A 24786-nucleotide genomic window follows, 5' to 3' on the forward strand; every position below is an offset into this window, starting at 1 on the left:
TCGTGGACGCCGCGGAACCGGCGCGGGCGGTGCGGGAGGGACGGGCGGGAGGGGAGAAGGGGGCAGGGGCCGTGCGGGCAGGGGCCGTGCGGGCACGGCGTGGGCGGTCACTCCGCGCGCAGCGTGTCCAGCGCCGCGCCGAGACCGCCCGAGTCGATGGGCACGTCGGCGAGCTCAAGCCCCATCTGCACACCCGCGAGCGTCCCCGCGAGGGTGAGGTCGCCGATCTGGCCGAGGTGACCGATGCGGAAGACCCGGCCCGCCAGCTTCCCGAGGCCGGCGCCCAGCGACATGTCGAACCGCTCAAGGATGATCTTGCGCAGCTTGTCGGAGTCGTGCCCGTCCGGCATCAGCACGGCCGTGAGCGAACCGGAGTGCTCCCGCTCGTCCAGGCAGAGGACCTCCAGGCCCCAGCCGCGCACCGCGGCGCGGGTGGCGGCGGCGTGCCGGGCGTGCCGGGCGAATACGTCGTTCAGGCCCTCCTCCCGCAGCATGCGCAGTGCTTCTTCGAGTCCGTAGAGCAGGTTGGTGGCAGGGGTGTACGGGAACGAGCCCTGCCGGTTCGCCTCGATGACCGGCCGCCAGTCCCAGAAGACCTTCGGCAGCCGGGCCGTGCGGGAAGCGACGAGTGCCTTGTCGCTGACGGCGTTGAAGCTCAGTCCCGGCGGCAGCATCAGGCCCTTCTGCGAGCCGGCGACGGTGACGTCCACGCCCCACTCGTCGTGCCGGTAGTCGATGGAGCCGAGCGAGGAGATGGTGTCGACGAGCAGCAGCGCCGGGTGGCCCGCCTCGTCCATGGCACGGCGGATCTCCGGGATGCGGCTTGTCACGCCCGTGGAGGTCTCGTTGTGCACGACGCAGACCGCCTTGATCGCGTGCTGCTTGTCGGCGGTGAGCCGCTCGGCGAGTACGCCGGGGTCGGCGCCGTGCCGCCAGTCACCGGGGACGAAGTCGGTGCCGGTCTCCAGGCCGAGCGAACCGGCCATCTCCCGCCAGAGCGCGGAGAAGTGACCCGTCTCGAAGCTGAGCACCCGGTCCCCTGGGCTGAGCGTGTTGACCAGCGCGGCCTCCCAGGCGCCCGTCCCGGAGGCGGGATAGACCACTACCGGTCCGGTGGTGCCGAACACTGGCCCCAGCGCCTCCAGCAGACGGTGCGTCAGCGCTGAGAACTCCGGCCCGCGGTGGTCGATCGTGGGAGCCGACATGGCGCGCAGCACCGGTCGGGGACGTTGGTCGGCCCGGGGATCTGCAGGAAGTGGCGACCGGTACGCGGTGTCATGAGCCCGGCTCCTCGCAAGGGTTGTGCCGTAGTGCGGCACGCTGTATCGTCTGGCGGCACACCGGAGCCTAAGGTTCCCCCACGGAACGAGTCAATGGATGCAGAACGTCCTCAACGCCCTCCGGGCTCTCGAAGAACTCGCCGTCCGCCAGCCGATCGGCGTCGCCGACCTGGCACGGGCCATGGGGCTGCCCAAGTCCTCCGTGCAGCGCACGCTCGTCACGCTGAAGGAGGCGGGGTGGATCCGGCCGACCGGCTCCGTCCCCACCCGCTGGGTCGTCACCACCAAGGCGCTGCACGTCGGCCGGCACGCCACCGACGAGCTGGGCCTGCGCGACATCGCGCTGCCGGTGATGGAGGAACTGCGCCGCCGCACGGACGAGACGGTCCACCTGGCGGTCCGTGAGGGCAGCAAGGTGGTGCTGGTCGAGCGCCTTGAGACGTCGCAGCCCGTACGGATCATCCTGCCGCTCGGGCAGAACCTCGCCGTGCACGCCTCCGCCAACGGCAAGGCGGTGCTGGCCGCCGACCCGCAGGACGCCGTCGAGCGCTACATCGCCCAGGGGCTGCGGCAGTTCACCGACACGACGATCACCGATGCGGTCCGGCTGCGTGCCGAGCTGGCCAGGACGCGGGAGCGGGGCTGGGCCACCAACAGCGGCGAGTGGCGCGCGGACGTCTCCGCCGTCGCGTCGGCGGTCCTCGGGGAGGCCGGACTTCCGGTCGCCAGCATCAGCATCAACGTGCCGACGAGCCGTATGACGGACGACGCCAGACCCGTCTACGGCGCTCTCGTCAACGAGGCGGCCAAGAGAATCAGCACAGCTCTGGGACGCGCGCACGAGGAGGGCACCGCCTGATGAAGGATCCTCGCGCGAAGTCTTGACGGGCTCCGACCCCCCTCTCATACTCACCCAAGGCGAAAATCGGATTCCGGATCGCGGAATAGCTTGGCGTTTTGCGGGCAATCCCCAGAAGCGCTCGCAACGGCGGAGTCACAGGGCTCGGATAGGTTTCTGATTCCGGCTCGGAGATGTGCCGGCACGCCTTTGAAGTGACCGTTCGACCGAAGGCGAGGAAGCCTCGTGTCAGTTCATGTCATATCCATCATCGGGTTGGTCTTGGTATTCGCCATCGCCACCCTTACATCGGTCCACATGGGCGCACTGGCCATTGTCGCTGCCTTTGTGATCGGAAGCGGGTTCATGGGCCAGTCCGCGGACGACATATTCGGCGGATTCCCGGGCGATCTATTTGTCGTGCTCGTCGGTGTCACATTCCTTTTCGCGATCGCCACGAACAACGGAACGGTGAACTGGCTCGTCCATTCGGCAACGCAAGCCGTAGGCGGCAGGATCGCGCTCATCCCATGGGTGATGTTCCTGGTCACGGCGGTGCTCACGGCCACGGGCGCGGTTGTTCCGGCAGCCGTGGGGATCATCGCCCCCATCGGCATGGGATTCTGCGTTCGCTACCGGATCAATCCCGTTCTGATGGGCCTGCTCATCATCAACGGAGCCAGCGCCGGCGGTTTCTCGCCGATCAGCATCTTCGGCAGTATCACGAACGGCGTCGTGGCCAAGAGCGAGCTGGAAGCCAATCCGACTCTCCTCTTTGTGGCCTCCTTCATCTTCAACGTCGTCCTCAGCCTCGTCGTCTTCTTCCTGTTCGGCGGGCGCAGCCTGATCGGGCGCCGTGCCGACGGCGAATCCAAGGACACGGGCCCGGAGTCCGGTGAGGACGAGGGCGGCTCGCTGGTCACTGCCGGCGCACCGGCCGGCGACGAGAAGACCGCGCCCGGCGCGGACGGCGGCACAGCGGCGGCGACGGCGACCAAGACCGACGGTCCTCCGGCGCCCGTGACCGCACCAGCGGGCGGGAGCGGTACGGACGTCGCCGTGGAGGAAGAAGAAGCCGTACAGCTGAACGGCGTCCGGATCCTGACGCTGGTCGGGCTCGTCGGCATGGTCGTCGGGACGCTCTTCTTCGAGGCCGACCCCGGTCTCATGGCGCTCACCGTCGGCGTCGTGCTGACACTGGTGAACCCGGCGTCCGCCAAGGGAGCAGTCGACGCCTGCGCCTGGTCCACGGTCCTTCTCGTCTGCGGCATCGTCACGTTCGTCACCATGATGGAGAACATGGGGACCATCGACTTCCTCGGGGAGAGCGTGGCCTCCATCAACGCTCCGCTGCTGGGTGCGCTGCTGATCTGCCTCATCGGGGCAGTGGTGTCGGCCTTCGCCTCCACGACCGGCATCCTGGGCGCGCTCATCCCGCTGGCCGTGCCCTTCCTGCAGGACGGTCACGTGGGTGCGGTCGGGCTCATCGTCGCTCTCGCGATCTCCTCGTCCGTGGTCGATTCCTCGCCCTTCTCCACCAGTGGCGCGCTGGTCACCGCGAACTCCCCGAAGGAACAACGGGACATGGTGTTCCGGCGGCTGATGGTCTGGGGATTCAGCATGGTCGCCATCGCACCACCGGTGACCTGGCTGTTCTTCGTCGTGCCCGGCTGGCTCTGAGCACAGTCCGGCGTTACGGGCGCCCGCGGCGGACGGTTCCGCCGCGGGCGCACCCGTGTTCGCGCACGCGTGCGTGCCGCCGACCGGCGCCCGGCCGCCCGGCGAAGCCGGTGGCCGCGCGAGAGGCACCGCCCGGCGGATGACATGATCCGGCGTGCGGCACCCGGACGCGCCGGGGCCGCACGGCCCGGCGCCGTACGGCCCGGGGCAGCTCAGACGGGACCGGGCGGAAGGTGCACCGGCCCGACGGTTCGGACAGGCAGGCAGCAGGCACATGGCTCAGATCAGCCCCAGCATCCTCTCGGCCGACTTCGCGCGTCTCGCCGACGAGGCCGATGCGGTGACCGGCGCGGACTGGCTCCATGTCGACGTCATGGACAGCCACTTCGTCCCCAACCTCACCCTCGGGACACCCGTCGTCGAGGCGCTGAGCAAGGCGACCGACATCCCGCTGGACTGCCACCTGATGATCGAGGAACCGGACCGCTGGGCGCCGCAGTACGTGGACGCCGGTGCCCGCTCCGTCACCTTCCACGCGGAGGCGGCGGCGGCTCCCGTACGGCTCGCGCGCGAGATCAAGGCACTCGGGGCCCGGGCGGCGATGGCCCTCAAGCCGGCCACCCCCGTCGAGCTGTACGAGGACCTGCTGCCGGAGCTGGACATGCTGCTGGTGATGACGGTCGAACCCGGATTCGGCGGGCAGGCGTTCCTCGACATCATGCTGCCGAAGATCCGCCGCGCCCGGCAGCTGATGGACAAGCACGGCCTGGAGATGTGGCTCCAGGTCGACGGCGGGGTCTCGGCCTCCACCATCGAGCAGTGCGCCGAGGCCGGTGCGGACGTCTTCGTCGCCGGCTCGTCGGTCTACGGCACCGACGACCCCGCCGCGGCCGTACGGGGCCTGCGCCAGCAGGCGGAGGAGGCGGCCCGCCGGGCCGGGGGATCCGGGACCGCCGCCCGGTGATCGCCTGGCGATCCGCGTACCCGTGAACTGATCCCCGGATCCGCGCCGCGGCCCGTCCTGTCCGCGTGCGGTGTGTGCGCACACTGGATTCAGGCTCCGGACATGCCGCCCGGAGCGGACCGCGGACGCAGAGTGGGATCGAGGCCACCGGGGATCTGCAAGGATGAACGCTCAGCGCTGAGGCGTACGTACGGCAAGACAGTGAGGTGAGTGCGGTGTCGTCGGGTCGGACCACACGAATGGGACCCGCCGAGCTCATGCAGGCGGCGGCCATGGCACGCCGTTTCTACCTTGAGGGCAAATCCAAGATCCAGATCGCGGACGAGTTCGGCGTGAGCCGCTTCAAAGTGGCACGGGTGCTGGAGACGGCGCTGGAGCGGGACCTGGTCCGCATCGAGATCAGAGTCCCCGCGGAACTGGACGCCGACCGCTCGGACGCGCTCCGCGCCCGCTACGGCCTGCGGCACGTCGTGGTCGTCGAGTCGCCGTCCGAAGCGGCGGACGACGGCGCCGACCCCGAGAACCTGGGCGAGGTCGCCGCCGGCCTGCTCGGTGAGCTCGTGACCGAAGGAGACGTGCTGGGCCTGGCCTGGGGCCGCTCCACCACCCACATGGCCGCCGCGCTTCGCCAGCTGCCGCCCTGCACGGTCGTGCAGCTCACCGGTGTCTACGACGCGGGCACCGCCGACCGCGGCTCCGTCGAGGCCGTGCGGCGGGCCGCCGAGGTCGCCGGCGGCGAGGCGCACCCGGTGTACGCCCCGATGCTGCTGCCCGACCCCGCGACCGCCGCGGCGCTGCGCAGCCAGACGGGCATCGCACGAGCCTTCGAGTACTTCGACAAGGTGACCGTCGCCGCCGTCTCCATCGGCTCCTGGGAGCCGGGAATCTCCACCGTCCACGACATGCTCAGCGACTCCGAGCGGGAGCACTACTCCTCGCTGGGCGTGGCGGCGGAGATGTCCGCGCACCTTTTCGACAAGAGCGGCCGCCGCATCGGACGGGACCTGGGGGAGCGCTGCATCACCGTCGAGGCCGAGCGGCTGCGCCGCGTCCCCGAGGTGATCGCCATCGCCGGGGGGCAGCGCAAGGCCGAGGCCATCGGCGCGGTGCTGCGCTCCGGCCTGGTCACCAGCATCGTCACCGACACAGCCGCGGCCGACTATCTGCTGACGGAGGCCGAGCCGGGGCCGAAGCCCGCGCTGGAGCGCGCCGACCCCGACGGCTCCTGACGTACGCACCTGCTGCGGCTGCCGCGTGGATCAGCCGCGTGCGGCCCCGGCATGCGGCTGGGGCCAGGGACGGGGCCGAGCGGGGGCGCGGCTGCGGGGTGCGGCTGCGGGTGAAGGGTGCGGCTCGAGGCCGGTCCGCCGTGCGGGTTACTCTCGATCTCGCCGCGACCTGCGGCCCGCATCGCACTCTCCGAGGAGGCAGAGGCAGCCATGACCACGCAGCGCACCAAGCTGCCGGGAGTCGGCACGCAGTACGACATCGAGACCCGGGCGGGCCGCCACATCTCCGTCGTCGCCCATCAGGACGGGCGGCGCTTCCTCGGCTTCTACGACCCGGACGACCCCGACGCCTGCCAGGCCACGGTGCCGCTCGACTCGGATGAGGCCTCGTCCCTCGCCGAACTGCTCGCGCCCCCCGACACCCCGGGGCTCGGCACCAGCGAGATGGACCTGGACCTGGTCACCGAGCGGATCCCGGTGACGACCCATTCCCCGTACCGCAGCCGCCAGTTGGGGGAGACCCGCGCCCGCACCCGCACCGGCGCCTACATCGTGGCCGTGCTCCGCCGCACGGGACCGCACCCGTCTCCCGGGCCGGAGTTCCGGCTCGAAGCCGGTGACGCGGTGGTCGCGGTCGGCACCCGCGAGGGGGTCGACGAACTGGCCCGCATCATCAGCGGCACATGACCACCTGACCACCTGACCCGTCACGCGGGGGCACGCGCGGGCAGGCACACCGACAGCCGCGCATCGTGCCGCTCGCCACGGCGTATGTGCTGCTGCTGGTCATCGCCGGGCCGCCGGCCGCCCGTTGGACCGAGCCCGCGGTCGGCGCGCTGCGCGCGCGGATGCTGTGCCGCCGGGGCCGCGGCACCGCGGAGGACGGCGCCGGAGCGGGCGCCTCGGCGGGGACGGCGGACGAGGTGCGGCCCGTGCAGCGCTGAAGCACCGGTCCGGGCCTGTGCGCGCGAACTCGCCCTTCTGGAGGGCCTGGAGCAGTACGCCCGGAACCCCGCAGGGGCCGCGAGGCTGCAGGTGCGGCGAGCGGCAGGCCGAACTGGAAGCCATGGCAGACGAGTTGACAAAGGTGCTGCGTCTGGAGGACGAGGCGCAGCTGTACGGGCTGCCGTGGTTGGCTCGGCACGTCCGGCCATGCCTGGAACGAACCCGCAGCGGTGAAACCGCTGTCAGTCCGGACGGCGGCTCGCCCGCTGCCGTGACGTGGGGGCAGGAAGAGACCCAGAAGGCCCTCTGAGGGCCTTGCGGCGGCCGGTTGGCCCGTACATCGAAAACGGCCCTCTCCGGGCGGGAGAGAGCCGTTCACGGATTCACACTGTCTGCGCGGCCGTTGGTCAGGCGCCCGCAGGGTGGTGCTCGAACCTCAGGGCCCGCCTCCCTGCGCCTCCCCCGTGGGGGACGGTGCGAGAGTGCGGGCCCTGCAGGAACTTCAAGTGTGCGTGTGCGTGTGCCGTTGCCGGGTGGATCAGCGGGAGGCGCCGGCCTTCTTGCCGTCCTCGGTGGCGGCGTGCCAGAGACCCATCTTGCCCTGCCCGCTGATGTCACCGGCCTTCTTGTCGCCCTTGAACCAGTACAGCGGCCAGCAGTCGATGGTCAGCTGCTTCGTGCCGTCCGCGCGCTCGTAGGTGGTGAGCAGCTTGGGGTTGACGCCGCTGACCTTGTCCTTGTCGACGGGCTTCGCGGGCACCCACATCTTCGCGCAGTCGCCGTTGCAGTTGGACTTCATCGGCCACGCCGAGTCCTTGTCGAACCGGTAGAGCGTGCGGCCCTTCGCGTCGGCGAGGATCTCGCCGAGCTCCGGGTTCTTGACGGCCTTGAGCTGCTTGACGTTGCGGGCGCTCGCCTTGTTGCCGTCGGGGGCGAGGGCGTTCCACGTGCCGCCGACGCCGTGGCCCTCGGTGTCGCCCGGCTTCTTGTCCTTGGCGTGGCGGTAGGCGGGCCAGCCGCCCAGGGTGAGCTGCCAGCTGCCGTCGCTGCGCTTGACCTTGCCGATCTGGTCCTTGGCTATTCCGGCCGACGCCTTGGCGTCCTTCGCGGGTACCGGCAGCCACATGTCTTCGCAGTTGCCGTTGCAGTTGGACTGGGACGGCGAAGCGGTGTCGTCGTCGGACCGGTAGAGCGTCCAGCCCTTCGAGTCGGTGACGACGTCGCCGAGCTTGGCCGAGGACTTGACCTGCAAGGACTTCGCAGGGGCATTCGCCCTGCTGGTGCCGCTGGAATCGGCGCCGTCGTTGTCCGCAGCCTGCCCGGCCGGCTTGAGCTTCTGACCGGAGTAGTCATCGCCGTTGGAACCGCATCCCGTAGCGAACATCGCGACGACGAGCGCGGTCCCCACCAGTGCCACGCGACGCTGCTTCCTCATGACCGCTCCTTCAGTGCTGGAATTGTGTAGCTGGGACGTGAGTGTGGTGCAGGAGGGTTCCAGGCGGCGGAAAGTTGTCCGATCGTGCCAAACCGCGGCCTACCGCGGCCGGGGCGAATGTGCCGTCGGGTGAATTCCCCCCGGATTGCCGCCTGTTGAGGCCGTCGTGGTGAAGCGCCGCGCCCGCGGCGGCGTCCGCTCCCTACCGCTCCTCGATGCGCAGCGCGAGGGCCGGACAGCGGCGCACCGCTCGCTGTGCCTGCTTGTGCGTGTGCGGGTGGATCGTCGCGGAGGCGCCCGTGGGGTAGCCGTCGATGTCCAGCTCGATCATGTCCGGTACGACTCCGGCGCACAGCCCGTGCCCCTGGCACAGCGTCCAGTCGACGACCAGCCGCTTCTGCTTCTGCTCGATCTGCGGGACGCGCTGGGGGCGTTCGGTGCGCTCGGGAGGCCGGTACCCGGCCGAGAGCTGCACGGCCTCGGGCACCGAGAGGCAGCCGAGCACGGGCCTGCCGCAACCGCGGCCGAAGGCGTGCTCCTCGAAGTCCTCGGCGAAGATCTCCAGGCCCGACTCCACGAACCGGGCCGTGCCGTCGGGGTGGCTGCACGCGCCGCGGTTCTTGACGCCCCTGGTCCGCGCCCGTAGCGCGTTCATGGCCTCCTGCCCGCCGCCGTCGGCCGCCCAGGCCACGGTGTCGGCGAGCGCAGGCAGCCCCAGGAAGCACGGGCCGCACTGTCCGGCCGACTCGTCCGCCATCCAGCGGGCGACCAGCTCCACCTCGCCGACGGGGCAGGTGCCCTCGGGCAGCGGAAGCACCGCGCCGGCTCCGAGCGTCGAGCCCAGTGCGTCCAGCGAGTCGCGGGAGATCCGTGCCTGCCAGCACGAGTCCCGCTCCAGAAAGCGCCCGTGGTAGCCGCCGATCAGCACGCCCTGGCCCGGGTCGATGCCGCACAGCCCCAGGATGTACGGCAGCGGCGCACCGGTCGGCGTCTCCACGACCTTGTCGCCGCCCACGGTCAGCAGCACCGTGCCGGGTTCGGTGGGCAGACCCACGTTGCGGAAGTCCAGGGCGCCCAGGCGTGCGCCGACGGCGAGCTGAGCGAAGGTCTCGGTGTTGGACAGCAGGGTGGGCAGGCCGTCGACGCCGGCGTCGCTGGCCCGGATGCCGCTGCCCGAGGGCAGCACCGGCAGCTGGTTGAGACCGCTGACGGTCGCGCTGGCCTCACCGGTGACGAAGCGATCCGGCATGCGGATGACACGGATGCGCGGGCCGCCGGGGCCCCGCTCGGCGACGGCGTCCCGCACGGAGCGCTCCACGTCGGGGCGTGCCACGGCGACGTTGACCTCGTCCGAGTTCAGGGCGCGGGCGCAGAGCATCGCTCCGTCGAGCACCAGATGCGGACTGAACAGGAGCAGCGCGGTGTCCTTGAGGCAGCTGGGCTCGCCCTCGCTCCCGTTGACCACGACGGCAGCACGCGCTTGCTGGCGCCGGTGGGCCGATTCGATGACGGCCTTGAGCTTGCGGGCGAAGGGGAAGCCCGCACCGCCCCGGCCGCGAAGATCGATGTTCTCGGCGAGATCGACCAGTTCTTCGAGCCGCAGTTCGGGCATCGTTCCGTGCACCGTCAGGTGGCCGACGCGCTCCAGGCGCCGGGTCCATCCCGCGCCGGTGCCCAGGCCCGCGAGCAGCCGGGGCGGCCCGAACGAGGCGAGGGAGGGCACCGCGTCCGCGCTGGACGCGGAGACGGGGGAGGGCACGAGAGATGTCACTATTGCTCCTTCTTGCGCTTGTCGACCGGTGACGCGTTACGCCCGGGAGCCAGGCGCATCATCAGGACGACGGTCACGCCGGTCAGGGCTATGGCGTATCCCCAGTCGATCCAGTCCTGCACCGCGCGGCCGGCGCGCAGCCCGTGGACCAGGGAAGCGCCCCAGGCCAGATAGGCGGTCATGTGCAGGGCACGCCACATGCGTGACTGTCCCCTGCGTGCGAAGGCGCCCCGCACGGCGCCTGTCACCGTTACCGCCACGAAGAGATAACCCGCGACAGTGCCCAGTCCGATCAGGATCGGCTGGGCGGGATCGAGCCCCGGTATCGCCGTCGCCTGCCAGGTCGTGGAGCCGAGCGCGACCTTCGACCAGATGTGCAGACCGAGGAAACCTATGCCGCCCACGGCGGCGCCCCGGTGGATGGCCTGGGCGATGAGCCGGTGGTTCGGGTCCAGCAGCAGCCGGTCCGCGGCTGCCACGCCCCACAGGACCGAGAAGCTGAGCAGCAGCAGGGAGAAGACCCCGGAGCCGAATTCGATGAACGCCCACAGCCTGTCCAGCGACTGGTTGCTGATCGCGAAGACGATGGCGAGGGCCGAAGCGATCACGAACGCCGTGTACCGGGGAACGAAGCGCGCCGCCGTGCCGCGTCCGGGGGTCTCGACCTCGAGTCTGGGGCCGGGATCCGGGCGCGGAGCCGAGCGCTGACGGCCCTGGCGAGGGGAGACGTCACCTCGCCGGGACGCTGCGAGCGCCGTGGGACGGCGCTTCGCCGGCGGGACACGGATCTGTTCTGGGGGCATCCGGATCTTCCGATCGCACTGTCGCCGAAGTCCGACCTGACCCTCGGTCCCGCATCTGCCGTATAACGCAAAGCAGTTGAATCGGGAATGACCCGTGACGTTCTGGTGTGAAGCTCTCTACTTTGCGCGACCAAAATGCGGTGGTCGGGATGCAGAAGCATCTCGGAACTCCCCGGGACCTTCACAGGTTTTATCGCTCTGTGACAAATTCTGGCAGTGGGATCGCCGCCGCACCCCGCGGTGTCGATGATGCCCCTTCAGGGGAAGCAGGGGGACCCTCAACTCCGGGGCCGGGGCGGGATACCGGTTACCGGAGGCAACCTCCGCGGGCTTGTCCTCCCGTGCTCGGGCAGGCCCAACCCGGCAGGAACGAGGTAGAGATGAGCGACGTTCTCAACCGCATCCGGTCTCGCCCCCGTGGCGAGTGGGCGCGCGTTCAGAGAAAGGAGCTGCCCGCCGTCGCAGACCAGGTGGTGGAAGCTCTACAGCGCAGCATACCGGCAATGTCCGCTTTTCTGCGGGAAATTGACCGCGAGGATGCTCAATGGGCCGTGGAACAGGCATTGCTGGCCGCATTGGGACATCACTCCCCGGAGACAAAGGACAACACGGACACGGGAACCGCAACCCAGGCCGACAACGTCACAGCAGCGGTTCCCATCGACCGGGCGCGACGACAGCTGTTCACGGCACTCATGGAAGAGGAGGAATTCCCGGAATCACGACTGACGGAACTGGCCAGGTCAGCAAGGTGGCCGCTGCCGGAGACCGTGCGTGCTATCGCCCTCGCCTCACCCAGCGAGGTGCCCCAGCTCGCCGCGGCGCTCGGCAACGCCCTGGTCAGCCCCGTCGAGAGTGAGCTGTGCCTGCTGATACCCGACCCCGAGGACGACCGCGAAGCACTGGAGAACGTGCTGCGCGGTCGTACCGCTGCGGTCGGGCACACCGTCCCGCTGAGCGACGCGGGATCATCGGTGCGCTGGGCCCGGCGACTGCTGGAGCTGACACCGCCACCCGGGGCACCGGGCGGCGCCGGCATCAACGGAAACGTCGGCAACAACCAGGACGGAAAGGTCCTCTTCGTCGACGACCATCTGTCCATGCTTCTGCTGCTGCAGGACGAATCGCTCGCCTGCGCGCTCTCCTCCCGCTGGCTCGGCCCCCTCGCCGAGCTCACCCCGCGGCAGAGCGAGCGCCTCGAAGTCACGCTGCTGGCGTGGCTGGAGAGCGGGGGAGCACCTGAGGCGGCGAAGACGCTGCAGGTGCACCCGCAGACGGTGCGATACAGGCTGCGTCAGATAGAGAAGCTCTTCGGTTCGGCGCTGCGCGATCCGCGTACCCGTTTCGAACTGGAGATGACCCTCCGCGGCCGCCGGCTGCTGGGGCAGATACGGCGGCAGCGCACACGTGCAGGCCGCAGGGCGCGCACTGCAACTCAGGGCGTGCGCCCGCTGGGCGTCGCACGCGAGGCCCGGGTCAACGGTCTGTGACCGCGGGCACCCGGTGTTCACGCACCGGGTGCCGGCCCGGAACCTCCGAGTGAGGCACTGACAACAGAAGAACAGAAGGACAACAGAGACAACAGAAGACAGAAGAACAGGCAGCGGCCCGGACACAGAATCTGTGTCCGGGCCGCTGTCGTGAGCGGTGCTCCGCCGCGGGGCCGCAGCCCCGCGGCGGAGTCTCAGGTCAACACTCCTGGTCCTCGTTGATGCACTTCACGGCTTCCGTCATGAGCTCCTCGGGCATGACGTTGATGAAGTCGCTGTGGTCGGTGATGGGCTTGTGCAGCTGCTCCGGGAAGGAGTCCACCGCGAACGGTGTGTCAGCATTCAGCAGATTCTGCTGCGGGATGTCGTACTTGATGGTCTGCTGCAGCTGCGGGACGTTCTGGAATCCCTCGGGGCAGTTGCCCTGGTCGTCCGAGAACGCCATGTGGTCGCGGTGGTTACCGCTGTCCGTGTTCTGACCGTCCCAGCAGTTCTGGAAGTTGAACGTACGGATCGTGGCGCTGCCCTCGGGGCAGATCGGGTACTTGTCCTTCAGCTGACGGTCCTCGAAGCCCTCGCAGCTCCACGATGCGTTGGCGTTCGCGTCGCCGTTGGTGAAGGCCTTGGCGTCACCGGTGATGATGCGCAGGAAGCGCGGCATCTCGGCGACCTGCTCGGCACCGCCGGAGTTGAACTTCAGCGTGGCGTTGGGCGCGAGGATGCTGCCGACGTTGAGGTCGTTGGCACCACCGTCGCCGACCTGGGCTTCGGCACCTTCGCCGCCACCCACCTGCTCTTCCTCTTCAGCCGGGGGCTCTTCCTCGGCCGGGGGCTGTTCCTGGCCCTGGTCCTGGCCCTCTTCGCCTTCAGCCGGGGGCTGTTCCTCGGCTGGGGGCTGTTCCTGGCCCTGGTCCTGGCCCTCTTCGCCTTCAGCCGGGGGCTGTTCCTCGGCTGGGGGCTGTTCCTGGCCCTGGTCCTGGCCCTGGTCCTGACCGGCGTCTTCACCGTTGCGCTGGCCCTGGGGCTGTTCCTCCTGGCCCTCGGCGCCCTGCTGCTGCTGGACGTCGGCTTCGTCAACGGCGCCCCGCTGGTCCTCGTTCCCGTCCAGCGAACGGATCACGGGCCAGTAGTGCGTCGACTGGTCGCCCTTGGCGCAGGTCGTACCGGCCGCGGCGAGAGACTCGTCGCTGGAGGCCTGGTTGGTGTCCTCGTTGCCCACGTAGTCGTGCACGTGGTGGGCGCCGTTCAGAACACCAGGCGCGGCGATCACGTTGTCGGAGTTGAAGTGCTCCTCTTCGTTGTTGCCGCACTCCGTCGTGAAGCTGCCGCCCGGGGGCTCTTCCTTCGAGGCGTTGGGTTCGACGTCCTCGATGTTGACGAAGTCCTCGGCGACCGGGCCCTGGACCTGCTGGTCCTGACCCTCCTCGCCTTCCTGGCCTTCCTGACCCTCCTGGGTGGCCTGGTCCTGCATCATCTGGCACTGGGCCATGGACTCCATGTCACCGGGGGCTTCGCCGCCGGCGTTCTGGATGTCCTGGCTCATGCTCTGGATGGTCTCCGCGCGCTGCTGGTTCAACTGACCGAGGGCCTCCTCGGAGCTCTGCTCCTGGGAGTTCCACTGGCCGTAAGCCTGCGCGACCTGCTGATCCATAGCGGCGAGCTTCTGACCCACGGGCTCCTTGGCGCCCTCGGGTACCTGGCCCAGTGCAAGGCTCACATCAGGACAGTCGATCGTGCTCGCGGCAGCAGCGGGGTCTTCACTCGACCCCGCGAAAGCGCTCACACCTACCGCCGCTGCGCCACCACCACCGACCACCAGCGCTGCGACGATCGCTATCGTTTTGTTCGCCGTGCGCGAGCGTTTGTGGCCTTTTTGTCTCATATTGACTTCACTCCACTCATTTCGCGTCGTTCAGCGCCTCGAAATCCACGAGCCCGGTGTCCTCCAGGACTGTGAGGTGATCGAGGACAATGGCGTTGGCCCGGGTCGCCAACGACCGCACCATTGAGTTGCGGGTCTGATCGCGTACAAGGCCCACGAGGCCGAAGACCACGCCATGAGCCCGGCGCAGCCTGTCGACGAGAACCTGGTCGAATTCGTCACCCCTTGCACTGTCGACGTCCTCCAGGTAGTCCTGGCTCTTGCCGACAGGCTGGTTGGGAAGTGTGACCTTCAGGGTGCGACCGGCCTCGACGGCCCGTCGGTCCAACTCCGTGTGTCCGTCGACGAGATGATCGCCCGCGATTCGCACCGACTTACGTGTCCCGCGCTCCTGCGCGGCTTTGCCGGCGGGGACTTCCCACAATCCGGCATCCCGCACTTTGCGTATGAAGTCACGGTCCAATGGGGTAAGGGGGCCGTATTCCGTTTTCCAGGTTCCCTTACCGTCGTCCTGCCATCCCGAACGGGCCAGCGCGATGGTGCGGTTGCCGTCGAAGAAGTACACCGGCACCAGCAGCGCTGAGAGCGTTGCGACCAGCCCAAGGACGACCAGCACGGTGCCGACCGCCCGCCCGGGCGTGATGGCGGAACCCATCCGCCCTCCTCTCACACTCATCTTTGAAGTGCGACGGACGCTAATGGTGAGTGTGAGGATGTGGTTGAGGCTTCGTCTCGACCTGACAAGAACCGGTCCTTCGGCGTTCAACACTGCTACATTGCCGACTTGTGTCTGCCGTGTGCCGTCTCCGGCAGGAATCAGCTCTCGTACAGCTCTTCGATCTCAGTGGCGTACATCCGCGTGATCGCTTCCCGCCGCAGCTTCAGCGACGGCGTCACCAGGCCGTCGGCCATGGTGAACTCCTCGGGGAGGATGCGGAACGAGCGGATCGACTCGGCCCGTGAGAAGACGCTGTTGGCCGCTGCCACGGCCCGCCCCACCTCGCGTTCCAGTTCCTCCGCAGGGGTGTTGCCGTAGCCGGGGCCCGAAGGCCCCCACTGCTCACGGCCCTTGCGCCACTGTTCGAGTACTTCCGGGTCCAGGGTGACCAGGGCGGCGACGTAGGGACGGTGGTCACCCACCACGAACGCCTGGGAGATGAGGGGATGGGCGCGCAGCCGCGTCTCCAGCATCAGGGGTGAGACGCTCCTGCCGGCGCTGGTGATGATGACGTCCTTCTTGCGGCCGGTGATGACCAGATAGCCGTCGTCGAGGTAGCCGACGTCACCCGTGCCGAGCCAGCCGTCGCGCAGTGTCTCCGCATACGGCTGCCGCGCGTGCGCGCCGCCGCCCTCGGGATGCTGGACGTCCGGCTGTGTGCTGCTGTGCGAGCCGTCCGTGTAGCCGGGGAAGACCATCGGGCCCCGCACCCACACCTCGCCGTCGCGGGCGATGTGCACCGCGGCGCCCGGCATGGGGCGGCCCACCGTGCCGAACCGCGGCCTGCCCGGCGGCTGCGCGGTGATGGCGCACGTGGTCTCGGTGAGGCCGTAACAGTCGTAGACGACGATCCCCGCACCGGCGAGCGCCAGCCCGAGATCGCGGCTCAGCGGGGAGCCGGCCGAGACCACGTTCCGCGTGCGGCCGCCGATCACGTCACGCAAGTGCCGGTAGACCAGGCGGTCGTAGACCGCGTGCCGGGCCCGCAGCGCGGTGCCGGGGCCCGGTCCGGCGCCCAGCGCCTGTGCCTCCGCCGCCTCCGCGTACCGTTTGGAGGCCTCCATCGCCCGGGCGAACATCTCGCCGCGGCCCGCCTTCTCGGCCATCATCCGTGCGCCCGCGTAGAACTTCTCGAAGAAGTACGGCACCGCATAAAGACACGTCGGGCGGAAGGATCTCAGGGCAGGCATCAACTCCCGGGCGGAGATGTCCGGTTGATGTCCCAGCAGATAGCCGCCGCGGATGCAGAGCACCGTCACCATCAGCCCGTAGACATGACCCATGGGCAGAAAGGCGAGGATGGAGGGCTGCTGACCGGGCTCGCCCATCAGACGGCCCCAGCCGGCGAGGATCGTGTCGCACTCCGAGGCGAGATTGCGATGCGTGATGACGCATCCACGCGGGCGGCCCGTGGTGCCCGAGGTGTAGATGACCGCGGCCGTCATCTCCGGTGTGACGGCCCAGCGTTGCCGGTGCACGTCGTTGTCCTCGACGGAGCGGCCCGCCTGGGCCAGCCACCCCACACAGTCCGCGTCGAGCTGCCAGATGTGACGCAGCTGCGGCAGCCCGTCGACGACCGAGCCCACTGTCATCGCGTGGTCCTCGTGCTCGACGATGATGGCACGCGCGCCCGAGTCGCCCAGGACCCAGCGCAGCTGCTCCGGTGACGACGCCGGATAGAGGGGCACGACCTGGGCGCCGAGCGACCACAGGGCGAAGCTGAAGAGCGTCCACTCGTGCCGCGTACGGGACATGACGGCGACGCGGTCGCCGAAGCGTATGCCTTCGGCGAGCAGCCCCTTCGCCAGCTTGAGCACGTGCGCAGCGAAGGCGCCGGCGGTCATCTCACGCCACTCGCCGGTGCTTCCGTCGGGACTGTCACGGCGGGCCAGCTGCGGCAACCCCGGTTCCCGTGCGGCCAGTTCGTACACGGAGTCGGCCAGGCCGCCGGATCTGAGCGGCTCCACGAGCGGGGGAAGGCTGTAGTCACGCACAGCACACCGCCCTCACCCCGTCTGCTCCCTGTCACGACGTTCAGTGACTGACGGCGCAAATTACCTCGCTGCGAGGCCCGCTGCCTAGGGAAATACGGATCTTCCCGTGCGGGGAATCGGAGGAGGGAATGTGTGGGAAGAGAGCCGCTCACCTGCGGAGCCCCAGTACAGCGGCCCATGGGCATGGGCCCGTGCGGCCTGCGGGGCGTGCGTAACCGCTAGTAACGGTCAGGCGGCCGGGCGGCTCCCCGGCCGGTGCCCCTTTCACGTCCTCGGCGAAGGCCGTCCACGTGGACGTTCCGACGCTTCGAAGCGCGGCGCGGGTCCGCCGGGCCGCGTGCCGTCCCGTACGGGAACGAACTCCGGCACGCTCACGGCGACTTCGGGGCACGCCGCCGGACGGGGCGCGGTGCGTGAGCAGCGTGACCGGGCCGCCCGCGCCGCGTCCTCACACGCTCGTGGTCGAACCGGGCCGGAGGATCATCAGCACCGTCACGGTGGCCCAGAGAATGTTGAACAGGCCCGTGAGCATGGCCAGTTGCGCGGTGGCTCCCGGACGTATCCCGCCATGGGACGGGTCGGTGCCTTCGAGCTGGTCCACAAGCGTCTCCTGGCGCGGTACGACGGCCAGCGCGAGGACGCCGGCCGCCGCAGCCGTGAGCGCGATCGAGACGATCAGCCAGGTGTCGGTGAGGACGCCGAGGCTGCTCGCGGTGGCGAAGCCGAATGCCGGGACGGCCACGCCGATGACGCCGTAGACGCGGCAAATGCGGTGCAGGACACGGACGGCGGCGAGAGGGCCGGCGTCCGGTCCGGCTGCCCGGGCCTGGGCCTGGGCGCGGCGGGCCGCCGCGGGGAACATGCTGGCGGCCACTGTCACGGGCCCCACCGCGACGATGGCCGCCAGGACGTGGACGGCGAGCAGGAACTTCGTCATCGGGCGGCCCCGGCCCCGGTCCGCTGCCCCGCGGCTCCGCTGTCACGCTCACCGTCGGGGACCGGCCCGCGGGGGCACCACACGATGCCGCGGCGCTCGTGGGCGAAGAGCGTTCCGACCGCGTGCGCGACCCGGGGTCCGACCTCGCGTTCGATGAGATAGAGGGCCAGGTCAAGCCCGGAGGTGACGCTCGCGCCGGTGATCAGGTCCCCGTCGTCGACGACGCGGGCGTCGACGGGGCGGGCTCCGGCAGGTGCGAGAAGTTCCATGCCCAGGTGGTGTGTGGTGACGTGGCGGCCCTCGACGAGCCCGGCCATCGCGAGGATCAGCGAGCCGCCGCACACGGTCGCGACCAGCGTGTCCTCACGTGCGAGCGCCTCGGCGGCCACGGCGGGCAGTCCGGTCCCGAGCGAACGGGCGAGGATCGCCGGGATCGTGTCCTGCCGTTCCGGCCCTCCTTCCTCGCCGCCGCAGTCCTCCCCGGCGGTCTCCGTCGCGGCGGTCTCCTTCCCTGCTGTGTGGCGGCCCGCGGCGCCCGGAAGAAGGATCACGTCCGCGCGGTCGAGGTCGGGCGCACCGCCGGCTCGCAGGCCCAACGGCGGTGTGCCGCTGGGGACTTCACGGGCGCCCTCGGCGGTGACCAGTTCGACGGTCACGGCTCCGTCCGCGGCCTCACCGGCGGCGTGCAGGACTTCGTACGGGGCGATGACGTCCAGCGGGTCGAAGCCGTCGAACAGGATGATTTGTGCGTGCATCGGCTGGTGTTGCTCCTCGTGTGATCGCCGGTTCCCGGCTCGTTCTCGTACGCATTTCCCGTACGCACGGCCGGGGTCTCGCAGCGTCACGCTAGGCCGGAGGCAGGGCGCTCCCCAGTGGCTGAATCGACAACTTCCAACGGATTCCCGCCAGCACGGCCGACCCGCAGGTACGACGGCGTTTCCGCTCTGACGTGCACATTCACGGCTGGCGCGTTCTCGCCTACCGTGGCCTCATGCATACGGTGGCGGTTCTGGCGCTGGATCATGTGGTGGCGGCCGACATGGCGACGCCCATCGAGGTGTTCGGGCGTGCCCGGCTGGCGGACGGGCGCCGTCCGTACCGCGTCCAGGTCTGCTCGGTGACGCCGCAGGTGGCCAGCGAGGCGTTCACCCTGGTCGCTCCGCATGGTCTGGAGGCCCTGCGGGAGGCGGACACGGTCGTCGTGCCGGGGTGCTCGGAGCGGGCGGCCCCGCCGGGCGACGGAGTGCTGGACGCGCTGCGCGAGGCCGCGGCCGCGGGCACCCGGATCGCCTCCGTCTGCACGGGTGCGTTCGTCCTCGCCGCGGCCGGGCTGCTGGACGGGCTGAGCGCGACCACCCACTGGATGGCGGCAGACCGGCTGGCCGGGGCGTTCCCCCGGGTCGACGTCCGCCCGGACGTCCTTTACGTGGACAACGGCCAGGTCCTCACCTCAGCCGGGGCCTCCGCGGGCCTGGATCTGTGCCTGCACATGATCCGGCGGGACCTGGGGTCGGCCGTCGCGGCGGACTCTGCCCGGCTCTCGGTGATGCCGCTGGAGAGGGAGGGCGGGCAGGCGCAGTTCATGGTGCACGCCCAACCGCCCGTACCCCGGGGGTCGTTGCTGGAACCGGTGCTGTCCTGGATCGAGGAGAACCTCGCACAGGAGCTGACCCTTGCGCAGATGGCCGGGCGCAGCGGACTGAGCGAGCGGACCTTCAACCGCCGGTTCCGGGAGCAGACCGGCAGCACGCCGCTGCAGTGGCTGCTGCGGGCCCGGGTGCGGCGTGCGCAGTTCCTGCTGGAGACCACCGACCACGGTGTGGAGCGCATCGCCGCGCACTCGGGGTTCGGTTCGCCCACCGCCTTCCGTGAACGGTTCAAGCGCGTCACCGGCGTCACGCCGCAGTCCTACCGCGCCTCGTTCCGCACCCGTGCCGCGTGACGGGGCTCAGTGGGCTCAGTGGCCGTGAACCTCGTCAGGAACCGTCGGCGGCCACGACTGCCCAGCGGCCCACTTCGCGGTAGCCGGAGTCGTAGAGCGCCTCGCCGGTGCCCGGCTCGAGGTCGTAGTGACGGAGGTTGCCGCCCCAGTACCGCAGGATGCGGCCCAGTTCGACCGCGGCGTCGCCGTCGAACGCCGTGTCACCCATGTCGACTTCGAGAACGAACTTCACCCTGGCCTCCCCGCCGGATCCCGTCACCTGCTCCGGGGCGCGGAGCATGGCTTCAATCGTCTCATTGAAGTGCTGTTAGAGGGTTTCCGCTCGTTCGCACAGTCAAACGGTCGCGGAGGTCGGTCAAGTCTCAAGTCCCGGTGCCGGCCTTCCGCCGGTGGTCCGGTGAGCCGCCGGTGCTGCGGTGTGCGTCCCCGGCCGGGATGTACGTCCGCGTGGCGGCGCTGCGGCGGCGGCCCGGAAGTTGTGAAACATAGATGCAACGAAGGGTTGACCCATAGATGCAAGGACCCTAGGTTCCGTGACGCGGTCCTCGAATACCGGAATTCGGAATTCGCTGAACTGCCGTTCCGTCGGAGGATCTACGGGTCAGGAGGCACGGTGCCATGATCGACACCGTACTGCGCCGGGAGTTCGAAGCCGCACTCGGAACGGATTCCGTGCTGAGCGATCCGCTCCAGCTGCGGACTTACGAGTGTGACGGGCTGACCGGCTTCCGTGAAGTCCCCGCTCTGGTCGTGTTGCCGCGCAGCACCGAGGAGGTCGCGGCCGCCGTCTCACTGTGCGCGAAGGCGGGGCTGCCCTTCGTCGCCCGCGGCGCCGGCACGGGGCTGTCGGGTGGCGCGGTGCCCGTGGCGCAGGGGGTGGTGATCTCCCTCGCCCGGATGCGCCAGGTGCTCGACTTCGATCCCGAGGACCGGCGGATGGTGCTCCAGCCGGGCGTCACCAACGCCGAGATCTCCCGGGTCGCCGCACCGCACGGCCTCTATTACGCGCCCGACCCCTCAAGTCAGGTCGTGTGCACGATCGGTGGCAACGTCGCGGAGAACTCCGGCGGCGCCCACTGCGTGAAGTACGGCTTCACGGTGCACCACGTGACCGCGCTGCGCGTCGTCCTGCCGGACGGGTCGGTCACCGAACTCGGCGCGGACGCACCGGAGAGCCCGGGACCGGACCTGCGCGGCCTGTTCATCGGCTCCGAGGGCACTCTCGGCATCGCCACGGAGATCACCGTGCGGCTGCTGCGTACGCCCGAGAGCGTCCGCACTCTCGTCGCGGACTTCCCCACGGTGGAGGCGGCGGGGGAGGCCGTCAGCGGGATCATGGCGTCCGGCATCGTGCCCGCGGCGGTGGAGATGCTCGACGCCCTCGCGATCGAGGCCTGCGAGGCGGCCGTGCACGCCGGATACAGCCTCGACGCCACGGCGGCGCTCGTCGTCGAACTCGACGGGATGGAGCACGAGTGCGACGAGCAGTTCGAGAAGGTCGTCGCGCTGTGCCACGAGAAGGGCACCACGAACGTACGCATCGCCACGACCTCCGAGGAGCGCGCCCTGATCTGGAAGGGGCGCAAGGCCGCGTTCGCCGCTGTCGGACGCATCAGCCCTGACTACTTCGTGCAGGACGGCGTCGTCCCCCGTACCCGCCTGTCCGAGGCGCTTAGCCGTATCGCCGCGATGTCGCGCGCCGAAGGGCTGCGCGTGGCCAACGTCTTCCACGCGGGCGACGGCAATCTGCATCCGCTGGTGCTCTTCGACGAGGAAGCCGGCGAGTCGGAGCGGGCGGAGCGGCTGGCGGCCGAAATCGCCGAGATGTGCGTGGAGTTGGGTGGCTCGCTCAGCGGCGAGCACGGCATCGGCCTGGACAAGGCGTGTTCCATGCCGGAGATGTTCGGGGAGACGGACCTGGCGGTGATGCGGCAGCTGCGTACCGCGTTCGACCCGGACGGACTGGCCAACCCCGGCAAGGTGCTGCCCACTCCGCGGCTGTGCGGGGAGGCGCCAGGCCGCTACCGGCCGCACCCGCTCGAAGCGGCCGGCGTGATCGAGAGGTTGTGAGAGAGGTGACCGAGGAGCCCCAGGGGACGGTGCGTGCGAGCGGCCCGCCCGCAGACGGCGCACCGGAACCCGCACCGTCGCCGGTGCCGGCACCCGGTCCGGGCCAAGTGCCGCCGCCTGCCGGGGAGTCGGGCACGGCGGCGGGTGAACTGCCCTCCCGCGTCCGCCCGTCGGGCCTCGCCGAGGCCGCCGACACCCTCGCGGCCGCCGGACACGAGCGGCGTACGGTGCTGTTCGAGGGCGCCGGTACGGCACTGGAGTGGGGCGCACCCGTCGCGGACGCCGGCCTCGTGCTGGAGACCTCCGGCCTCGACCGCATGATCAGCCACGCCCCCGAGGACTGGACGGTCGGCGTCGAGGCCGGTATGCCGCTCACCCGGCTACAGGAGGTGCTGGCTCCCGCCGGGCAGTGGCTGCCGGTCGAGCCGCCGACCGGCGGCGACGGCGCGACGCTGGGCGGCCTGCTCGCGTGCGGCGACGCCGGGCCGTGCCGTCTGAAGTACGGCGGTCTCGGCGATCTGGTGATCGGCGCGACGCTCGTGCTCGCCGACGGCACCGTGGCCCGTACCGGCGGCGACGTCATCAAGAACGTCGCCGGCTACGACCTGGCGAAGCTGATGGCCGGCTCGCTCGGCGCGTTCGGCCTCGCCGTCCGGCTCAACCTGCGCGTCCATCCGCTGCCCGAGGCCACGGCGACCCTCGCCCTGCCCGTCGGCGACGCCGAGGCAGCGCTCACGGCGGCGCGTGCCGTGATGCGTTCGCCGCTGGAGCCCGTCGCGGTGGAGTGGGACGGGCAGCGGCTGCTGATTCGCTTCCAGGGCACCGCGGAGAGCGTCGCGGAGCGCGGCCGCCTCGCCCCGGACGTCCCCGGTCTCGCGGCGGCCCGCGTACTCGGCAACGACGCCGCACGTGCCGCCTGGCAGCGGCTGTCCGGCCTCGTACGCGGCGAGGACGGCGAGACCGTGCTGCGCGCAGGAACACATCCGGCGCGCCTGCCCGCCCTGGTGCGGCGGCTGAACGAACTGACCGCGGGCGGCGCCGTGGAGGCGGAGCTCGTCAGCGGAGTCGCGCAGGGCCTGCACACCGTCGTGCTGCGCGGCGGCGACGCGGCGGAGCACGCCGCGTGCCTGACCGCATGGCGCGAGTCCGTGCACGAGGCCGGAGGCTCGGTGACGCTGCGGCGGCGCCGTGAAGGCGTCGACGCCCTCGCCGCGGCGTGGGGGCCCGCGCCGCCGGCCGTCGCCGTACTGCGCTCCCTCAAGCGGCAGTTCGACCCCGACGACCTGTGTGCACCGGGGCGCTTCGCGCCCTGGTTCTGACCGGCCGGCCGGCCCGGCCGCCCGACCCCGCCCCGGCTCATCCGTAGGGAGCACTTGATGACCACGCCGCACGGTGGAACGCCCGAGACGCCCGCCACGGGCGGCGGTTTCGACGCCCACCGCCCGCCGTCCCCGGAGCTTCTCTCCGACTGCGTGCACTGCGGCTTCTGCCTGCCCGCCTGCCCCACGTACACCCTGACCGGCGAGGAGATGAACTCACCGCGCGGCCGCATCTACCAGATGCAGCTCATCAGCGAGGGCGAGGCGCCGCTGAGCTCCGCCGCCGTGGGTCACTTCGACAACTGTCTGGGCTGCATGGCGTGTGTGACGGCGTGCCCGTCCGGAGTGCAGTACGACCGGCTCATCGAGTCCGTACGCCCGCAGATCGAACGCAACTGGGCGCGTTCCCGCTCCGACCGAGCCTTCCGCGGACTGATCTTCCGCCTCTTCCCCTATCCGCGCCGGCTGCGGGTGGCCGCCGTACTCGGCGCCCTCTACCAGCGGCTGGGCATCCGCCGGGCGTTGAGCCGTACGGGGCTGCTGCGGAGGCTGCCCGCGAGGCTGCGCGCCCTGGAGGCGCTGATGCCGGACGTGCCGCTGCGCTCGGCGCTGCGCAGGACGCCGGAGCGCACCCCGGCCGCCCGTACGGGCCGGGAGACGGCGGCGGAGAACGCACCGGAGACGGCGGGCCGGGAGACGGCTGACAGGGAGCCGGCGGGCCCGGCGCCGGAGCCGCCGGCCGCGCGCCGCACCGTCGGCATGGTCACGGGCTGCGTGCAGCAGGTCTTCTTCGCCCAGGTCAACGAGGCCACGGTCCGCGTGCTGACCGCGGAGGGCTGCGACGTGATCGCACCCGTGGCGCAGGGATGCTGCGGCGCGCTCAGCGAGCACGCGGGACGCGAGGAGGAGGCCGTCGTCAGGGCGCGGCGGCTCATCGACACCTTCGAACCGCTCGGCGTCGACGTGATCGTGGTGAATGTGGCGGGCTGCGGCTCGGCGCTGAAGGAGTACGGGAAGCTGCTCGCCGACGACCCCGCATACCGCGACCGCGCCGCGGCGTTCGCGGCCAAGGTCCGCGACGTCTCCGAACTCCTCGCCGAACTCACCCCGCTCGCACCCCGCCACCCCGTACCCGCACGGCTCGCACACCACGAGGCATGTCACCTCGTACACGCGCAGGGCGTCCGCGAACAGCCGCGCGCCGTCCTGCGCAGCGTCCCGGAACTCGACGTCGTCGACATTCCCGAGGCCGACATGTGCTGCGGCTCCGCCGGCGTGTACAACCTCATCCAGCCCGGACCGGCCGAGGAGCTCGGCCGCCGCAAGGCGGACAACGTGCGCTCGACGTCCCCCGACGCCGTGGTGACGGCCAACCCCGGCTGTCTGCTGCAGATTTCGCGCCATCTCGACAAGCAGCTCCCCGTGCTGCACCCCGTCCAGGTCGTCGACGCCTCGATACGCGGCGTCAGGCCCTGGTGAACCGTCCCCG

Annotated in this window: 22 protein-coding genes; 12 read left to right on the forward strand and 10 right to left on the reverse strand. The window is 70.4% G+C overall.

Features of this window, described 5'->3' with window-relative positions; genetic code table 11:
- Positions 1-107 precede the first annotated feature (107 nt).
- The gene (locus tag ACSMXX_RS29375; RefSeq protein ID WP_473181682.1) at positions 108-1205 is read right to left on the reverse strand and encodes a pyridoxal-phosphate-dependent aminotransferase family protein; all 1098 of its coding nucleotides are present in this window, start codon (positions 1203-1205) and stop codon (positions 108-110) included.
- 172 nt (positions 1206-1377) lie between these two features.
- Here ACSMXX_RS29375 and ACSMXX_RS29380 point away from each other — a divergent pair, with 172 nt between their 5' ends.
- The 7 genes from ACSMXX_RS29380 (at position 1378) to ACSMXX_RS29410 (ending at position 7246) form a co-directional block, all read left to right on the forward strand.
- A complete protein-coding gene (locus ACSMXX_RS29380) occupies positions 1378-2139 on the forward strand; it encodes an IclR family transcriptional regulator (RefSeq protein ID WP_473181683.1) in 762 nt (253 codons plus the stop codon).
- A 225-nt stretch (positions 2140-2364) separates the two neighbouring features.
- On the forward strand, positions 2365-3798 hold the full coding sequence (locus ACSMXX_RS29385) for an SLC13 family permease (protein WP_473181684.1): 1434 nt from the start codon (positions 2365-2367) through the stop codon (positions 3796-3798).
- 274 nt (positions 3799-4072) lie between these two features.
- On the forward strand, positions 4073-4762 hold the full coding sequence (rpe, locus tag ACSMXX_RS29390) for a ribulose-phosphate 3-epimerase (protein ID WP_473181685.1): 690 nt from the start codon (positions 4073-4075) through the stop codon (positions 4760-4762).
- Between the two features lie 239 nt (positions 4763-5001).
- Positions 5002-5991 carry a sugar-binding transcriptional regulator gene (locus tag ACSMXX_RS29395; RefSeq protein ID WP_171904108.1) on the forward strand — a complete coding sequence of 330 codons (990 nt, stop codon included), beginning with the start codon at positions 5002-5004 and terminating at the stop codon, positions 5989-5991.
- Positions 5992-6201: 210 nt separating this feature from the next.
- A complete protein-coding gene (locus tag ACSMXX_RS29400) occupies positions 6202-6678 on the forward strand; it encodes a cation:proton antiporter regulatory subunit (protein WP_473181686.1) in 477 nt (158 codons plus the stop codon).
- Positions 6679-6743: 65 nt separating this feature from the next.
- On the forward strand, positions 6744-6935 hold the full coding sequence (locus tag ACSMXX_RS29405) for a hypothetical protein (protein WP_473181687.1): 192 nt from the start codon (positions 6744-6746) through the stop codon (positions 6933-6935).
- Positions 6936-7057: 122 nt separating this feature from the next.
- A complete protein-coding gene (locus ACSMXX_RS29410; RefSeq protein WP_473181688.1) occupies positions 7058-7246 on the forward strand; it encodes a hypothetical protein in 189 nt (62 codons plus the stop codon).
- 228 nt (positions 7247-7474) lie between these two features.
- On the opposite strand, the gene ACSMXX_RS29415 is transcribed toward ACSMXX_RS29410, so the two are convergent.
- The 3 genes from ACSMXX_RS29415 to ACSMXX_RS29425 form a co-directional block, all read right to left on the reverse strand.
- Entirely contained in the window at positions 7475-8371 is an 897-nt protein-coding gene (locus ACSMXX_RS29415; protein WP_473181689.1) for an SCO0930 family lipoprotein, read from the reverse strand.
- Positions 8372-8573: 202 nt separating this feature from the next.
- A complete protein-coding gene (locus ACSMXX_RS29420; protein ID WP_473181690.1) occupies positions 8574-10142 on the reverse strand; it encodes an NADH-ubiquinone oxidoreductase-F iron-sulfur binding region domain-containing protein in 1569 nt (522 codons plus the stop codon).
- Positions 10142-10750 carry a hypothetical protein gene (locus ACSMXX_RS29425; RefSeq protein WP_473181691.1) on the reverse strand — a complete coding sequence of 203 codons (609 nt, stop codon included), beginning with the start codon at positions 10748-10750 and terminating at the stop codon, positions 10142-10144. Before ACSMXX_RS29425 ends, ACSMXX_RS29420 begins: the two co-directional genes overlap by 1 nt.
- Positions 10751-11496: 746 nt before the next feature.
- Between ACSMXX_RS29425 and ACSMXX_RS29430 the strand changes: the two genes are divergently transcribed.
- Positions 11497-12435 (forward strand): PucR family transcriptional regulator, encoded by a 939-nt coding sequence (locus tag ACSMXX_RS29430; RefSeq protein WP_473181692.1) that lies wholly within the window; start codon positions 11497-11499, stop codon positions 12433-12435.
- A 199-nt stretch (positions 12436-12634) separates the two neighbouring features.
- Here the strand turns inward: ACSMXX_RS29430 and ACSMXX_RS29435 are convergent, their stop codons facing one another.
- From ACSMXX_RS29435 to ACSMXX_RS29455, 5 genes are all read right to left on the reverse strand, one after another.
- Positions 12635-14152 carry a DUF1996 domain-containing protein gene (locus tag ACSMXX_RS29435; protein WP_473181693.1) on the reverse strand — a complete coding sequence of 506 codons (1518 nt, stop codon included), beginning with the start codon at positions 14150-14152 and terminating at the stop codon, positions 12635-12637.
- Positions 14153-14333: 181 nt separating this feature from the next.
- Positions 14334-14972, reverse strand: coding sequence for a DUF4142 domain-containing protein (locus ACSMXX_RS29440; protein ID WP_473181694.1), 639 nt, complete (start codon positions 14970-14972; stop codon positions 14334-14336).
- Positions 14973-15133: 161 nt separating this feature from the next.
- Positions 15134-17029 carry an AMP-dependent synthetase/ligase gene (locus tag ACSMXX_RS29445; protein WP_473181695.1) on the reverse strand — a complete coding sequence of 632 codons (1896 nt, stop codon included), beginning with the start codon at positions 17027-17029 and terminating at the stop codon, positions 15134-15136.
- Positions 17030-17477: 448 nt separating this feature from the next.
- Positions 17478-17966, reverse strand: a complete 489-nt coding sequence (locus tag ACSMXX_RS29450) for a hypothetical protein (protein WP_473181696.1) — start codon at positions 17964-17966, stop codon at positions 17478-17480.
- Positions 17963-18721: a DJ-1/PfpI family protein gene (locus ACSMXX_RS29455; RefSeq protein ID WP_473181697.1), complete on the reverse strand. Its 759-nt coding sequence runs from the start codon at positions 18719-18721 to the stop codon at positions 17963-17965. Before ACSMXX_RS29455 ends, ACSMXX_RS29450 begins: the two co-directional genes overlap by 4 nt.
- Positions 18722-18957: 236 nt before the next feature.
- On the opposite strand from ACSMXX_RS29455, the gene ACSMXX_RS29460 reads away from it, so the two are divergent.
- Positions 18958-19908 (forward strand): GlxA family transcriptional regulator, encoded by a 951-nt coding sequence (locus ACSMXX_RS29460; protein WP_473181698.1) that lies wholly within the window; start codon positions 18958-18960, stop codon positions 19906-19908.
- 34 nt (positions 19909-19942) lie between these two features.
- Here ACSMXX_RS29460 and ACSMXX_RS29465 read toward each other — a convergent pair whose 3' ends face one another.
- The gene (locus ACSMXX_RS29465; RefSeq protein ID WP_473181699.1) at positions 19943-20188 is read right to left on the reverse strand and encodes a hypothetical protein; all 246 of its coding nucleotides are present in this window, start codon (positions 20186-20188) and stop codon (positions 19943-19945) included.
- A 338-nt stretch (positions 20189-20526) separates the two neighbouring features.
- On the opposite strand from ACSMXX_RS29465, the gene ACSMXX_RS29470 reads away from it, so the two are divergent.
- The 3 genes from ACSMXX_RS29470 to ACSMXX_RS29480 are packed head-to-tail and all read left to right on the forward strand — an operon-like array spanning position 20527 to position 24776.
- Positions 20527-21978 carry an FAD-linked oxidase C-terminal domain-containing protein gene (locus ACSMXX_RS29470; RefSeq protein ID WP_473181700.1) on the forward strand — a complete coding sequence of 484 codons (1452 nt, stop codon included), beginning with the start codon at positions 20527-20529 and terminating at the stop codon, positions 21976-21978.
- 5 nt (positions 21979-21983) lie between these two features.
- Positions 21984-23297: an FAD-binding oxidoreductase gene (locus tag ACSMXX_RS29475; protein WP_473181701.1), complete on the forward strand. Its 1314-nt coding sequence runs from the start codon at positions 21984-21986 to the stop codon at positions 23295-23297.
- A gap of 57 nt (positions 23298-23354) precedes the next feature.
- Positions 23355-24776, forward strand: a complete 1422-nt coding sequence (locus tag ACSMXX_RS29480) for a (Fe-S)-binding protein (protein ID WP_473181702.1) — start codon at positions 23355-23357, stop codon at positions 24774-24776.
- Positions 24777-24786: the final 10 nt, after the last annotated feature.

The organism is Streptomyces sp. DSM 116795 (assembly GCF_055792905.1).

Excerpts from the sequence above, each read along its gene's own strand:
- ACSMXX_RS29460 (WP_473181698.1), top strand. The coding sequence starts at position 18,958 with ATGCATACGGTGGCGGTTCTGGCGCTGGATCATGTGGTGGCGGCCGAC.
- ACSMXX_RS29380 (WP_473181683.1), top strand. The coding sequence starts at position 1,378 with ATGCAGAACGTCCTCAACGCCCTCCGGGCTCTCGAAGAACTCGCCGTC.
- ACSMXX_RS29395 (WP_171904108.1), top strand. The coding sequence starts at position 5,002 with ATGGGACCCGCCGAGCTCATGCAGGCGGCGGCCATGGCACGCCGTTTC.
- ACSMXX_RS29400 (WP_473181686.1), top strand. The coding sequence starts at position 6,202 with ATGACCACGCAGCGCACCAAGCTGCCGGGAGTCGGCACGCAGTACGAC.
- ACSMXX_RS29470 (WP_473181700.1), top strand. The coding sequence starts at position 20,527 with ATGATCGACACCGTACTGCGCCGGGAGTTCGAAGCCGCACTCGGAACG.
- ACSMXX_RS29440 (WP_473181694.1), bottom strand. The coding sequence starts at position 14,972 with ATGGGTTCCGCCATCACGCCCGGGCGGGCGGTCGGCACCGTGCTGGTC.
- rpe (WP_473181685.1), top strand. The coding sequence starts at position 4,073 with ATGGCTCAGATCAGCCCCAGCATCCTCTCGGCCGACTTCGCGCGTCTC.
- ACSMXX_RS29455 (WP_473181697.1), bottom strand. The coding sequence starts at position 18,721 with ATGCACGCACAAATCATCCTGTTCGACGGCTTCGACCCGCTGGACGTC.
- ACSMXX_RS29480 (WP_473181702.1), top strand. The coding sequence starts at position 23,355 with ATGACCACGCCGCACGGTGGAACGCCCGAGACGCCCGCCACGGGCGGC.
- ACSMXX_RS29450 (WP_473181696.1), bottom strand. The coding sequence starts at position 17,966 with ATGACGAAGTTCCTGCTCGCCGTCCACGTCCTGGCGGCCATCGTCGCG.
- ACSMXX_RS29465 (WP_473181699.1), bottom strand. The coding sequence starts at position 20,188 with ATGCTCCGCGCCCCGGAGCAGGTGACGGGATCCGGCGGGGAGGCCAGG.
- ACSMXX_RS29415 (WP_473181689.1), bottom strand. The coding sequence starts at position 8,371 with ATGAGGAAGCAGCGTCGCGTGGCACTGGTGGGGACCGCGCTCGTCGTC.
- ACSMXX_RS29375 (WP_473181682.1), bottom strand. The coding sequence starts at position 1,205 with ATGTCGGCTCCCACGATCGACCACCGCGGGCCGGAGTTCTCAGCGCTG.
- ACSMXX_RS29410 (WP_473181688.1), top strand. The coding sequence starts at position 7,058 with ATGGCAGACGAGTTGACAAAGGTGCTGCGTCTGGAGGACGAGGCGCAG.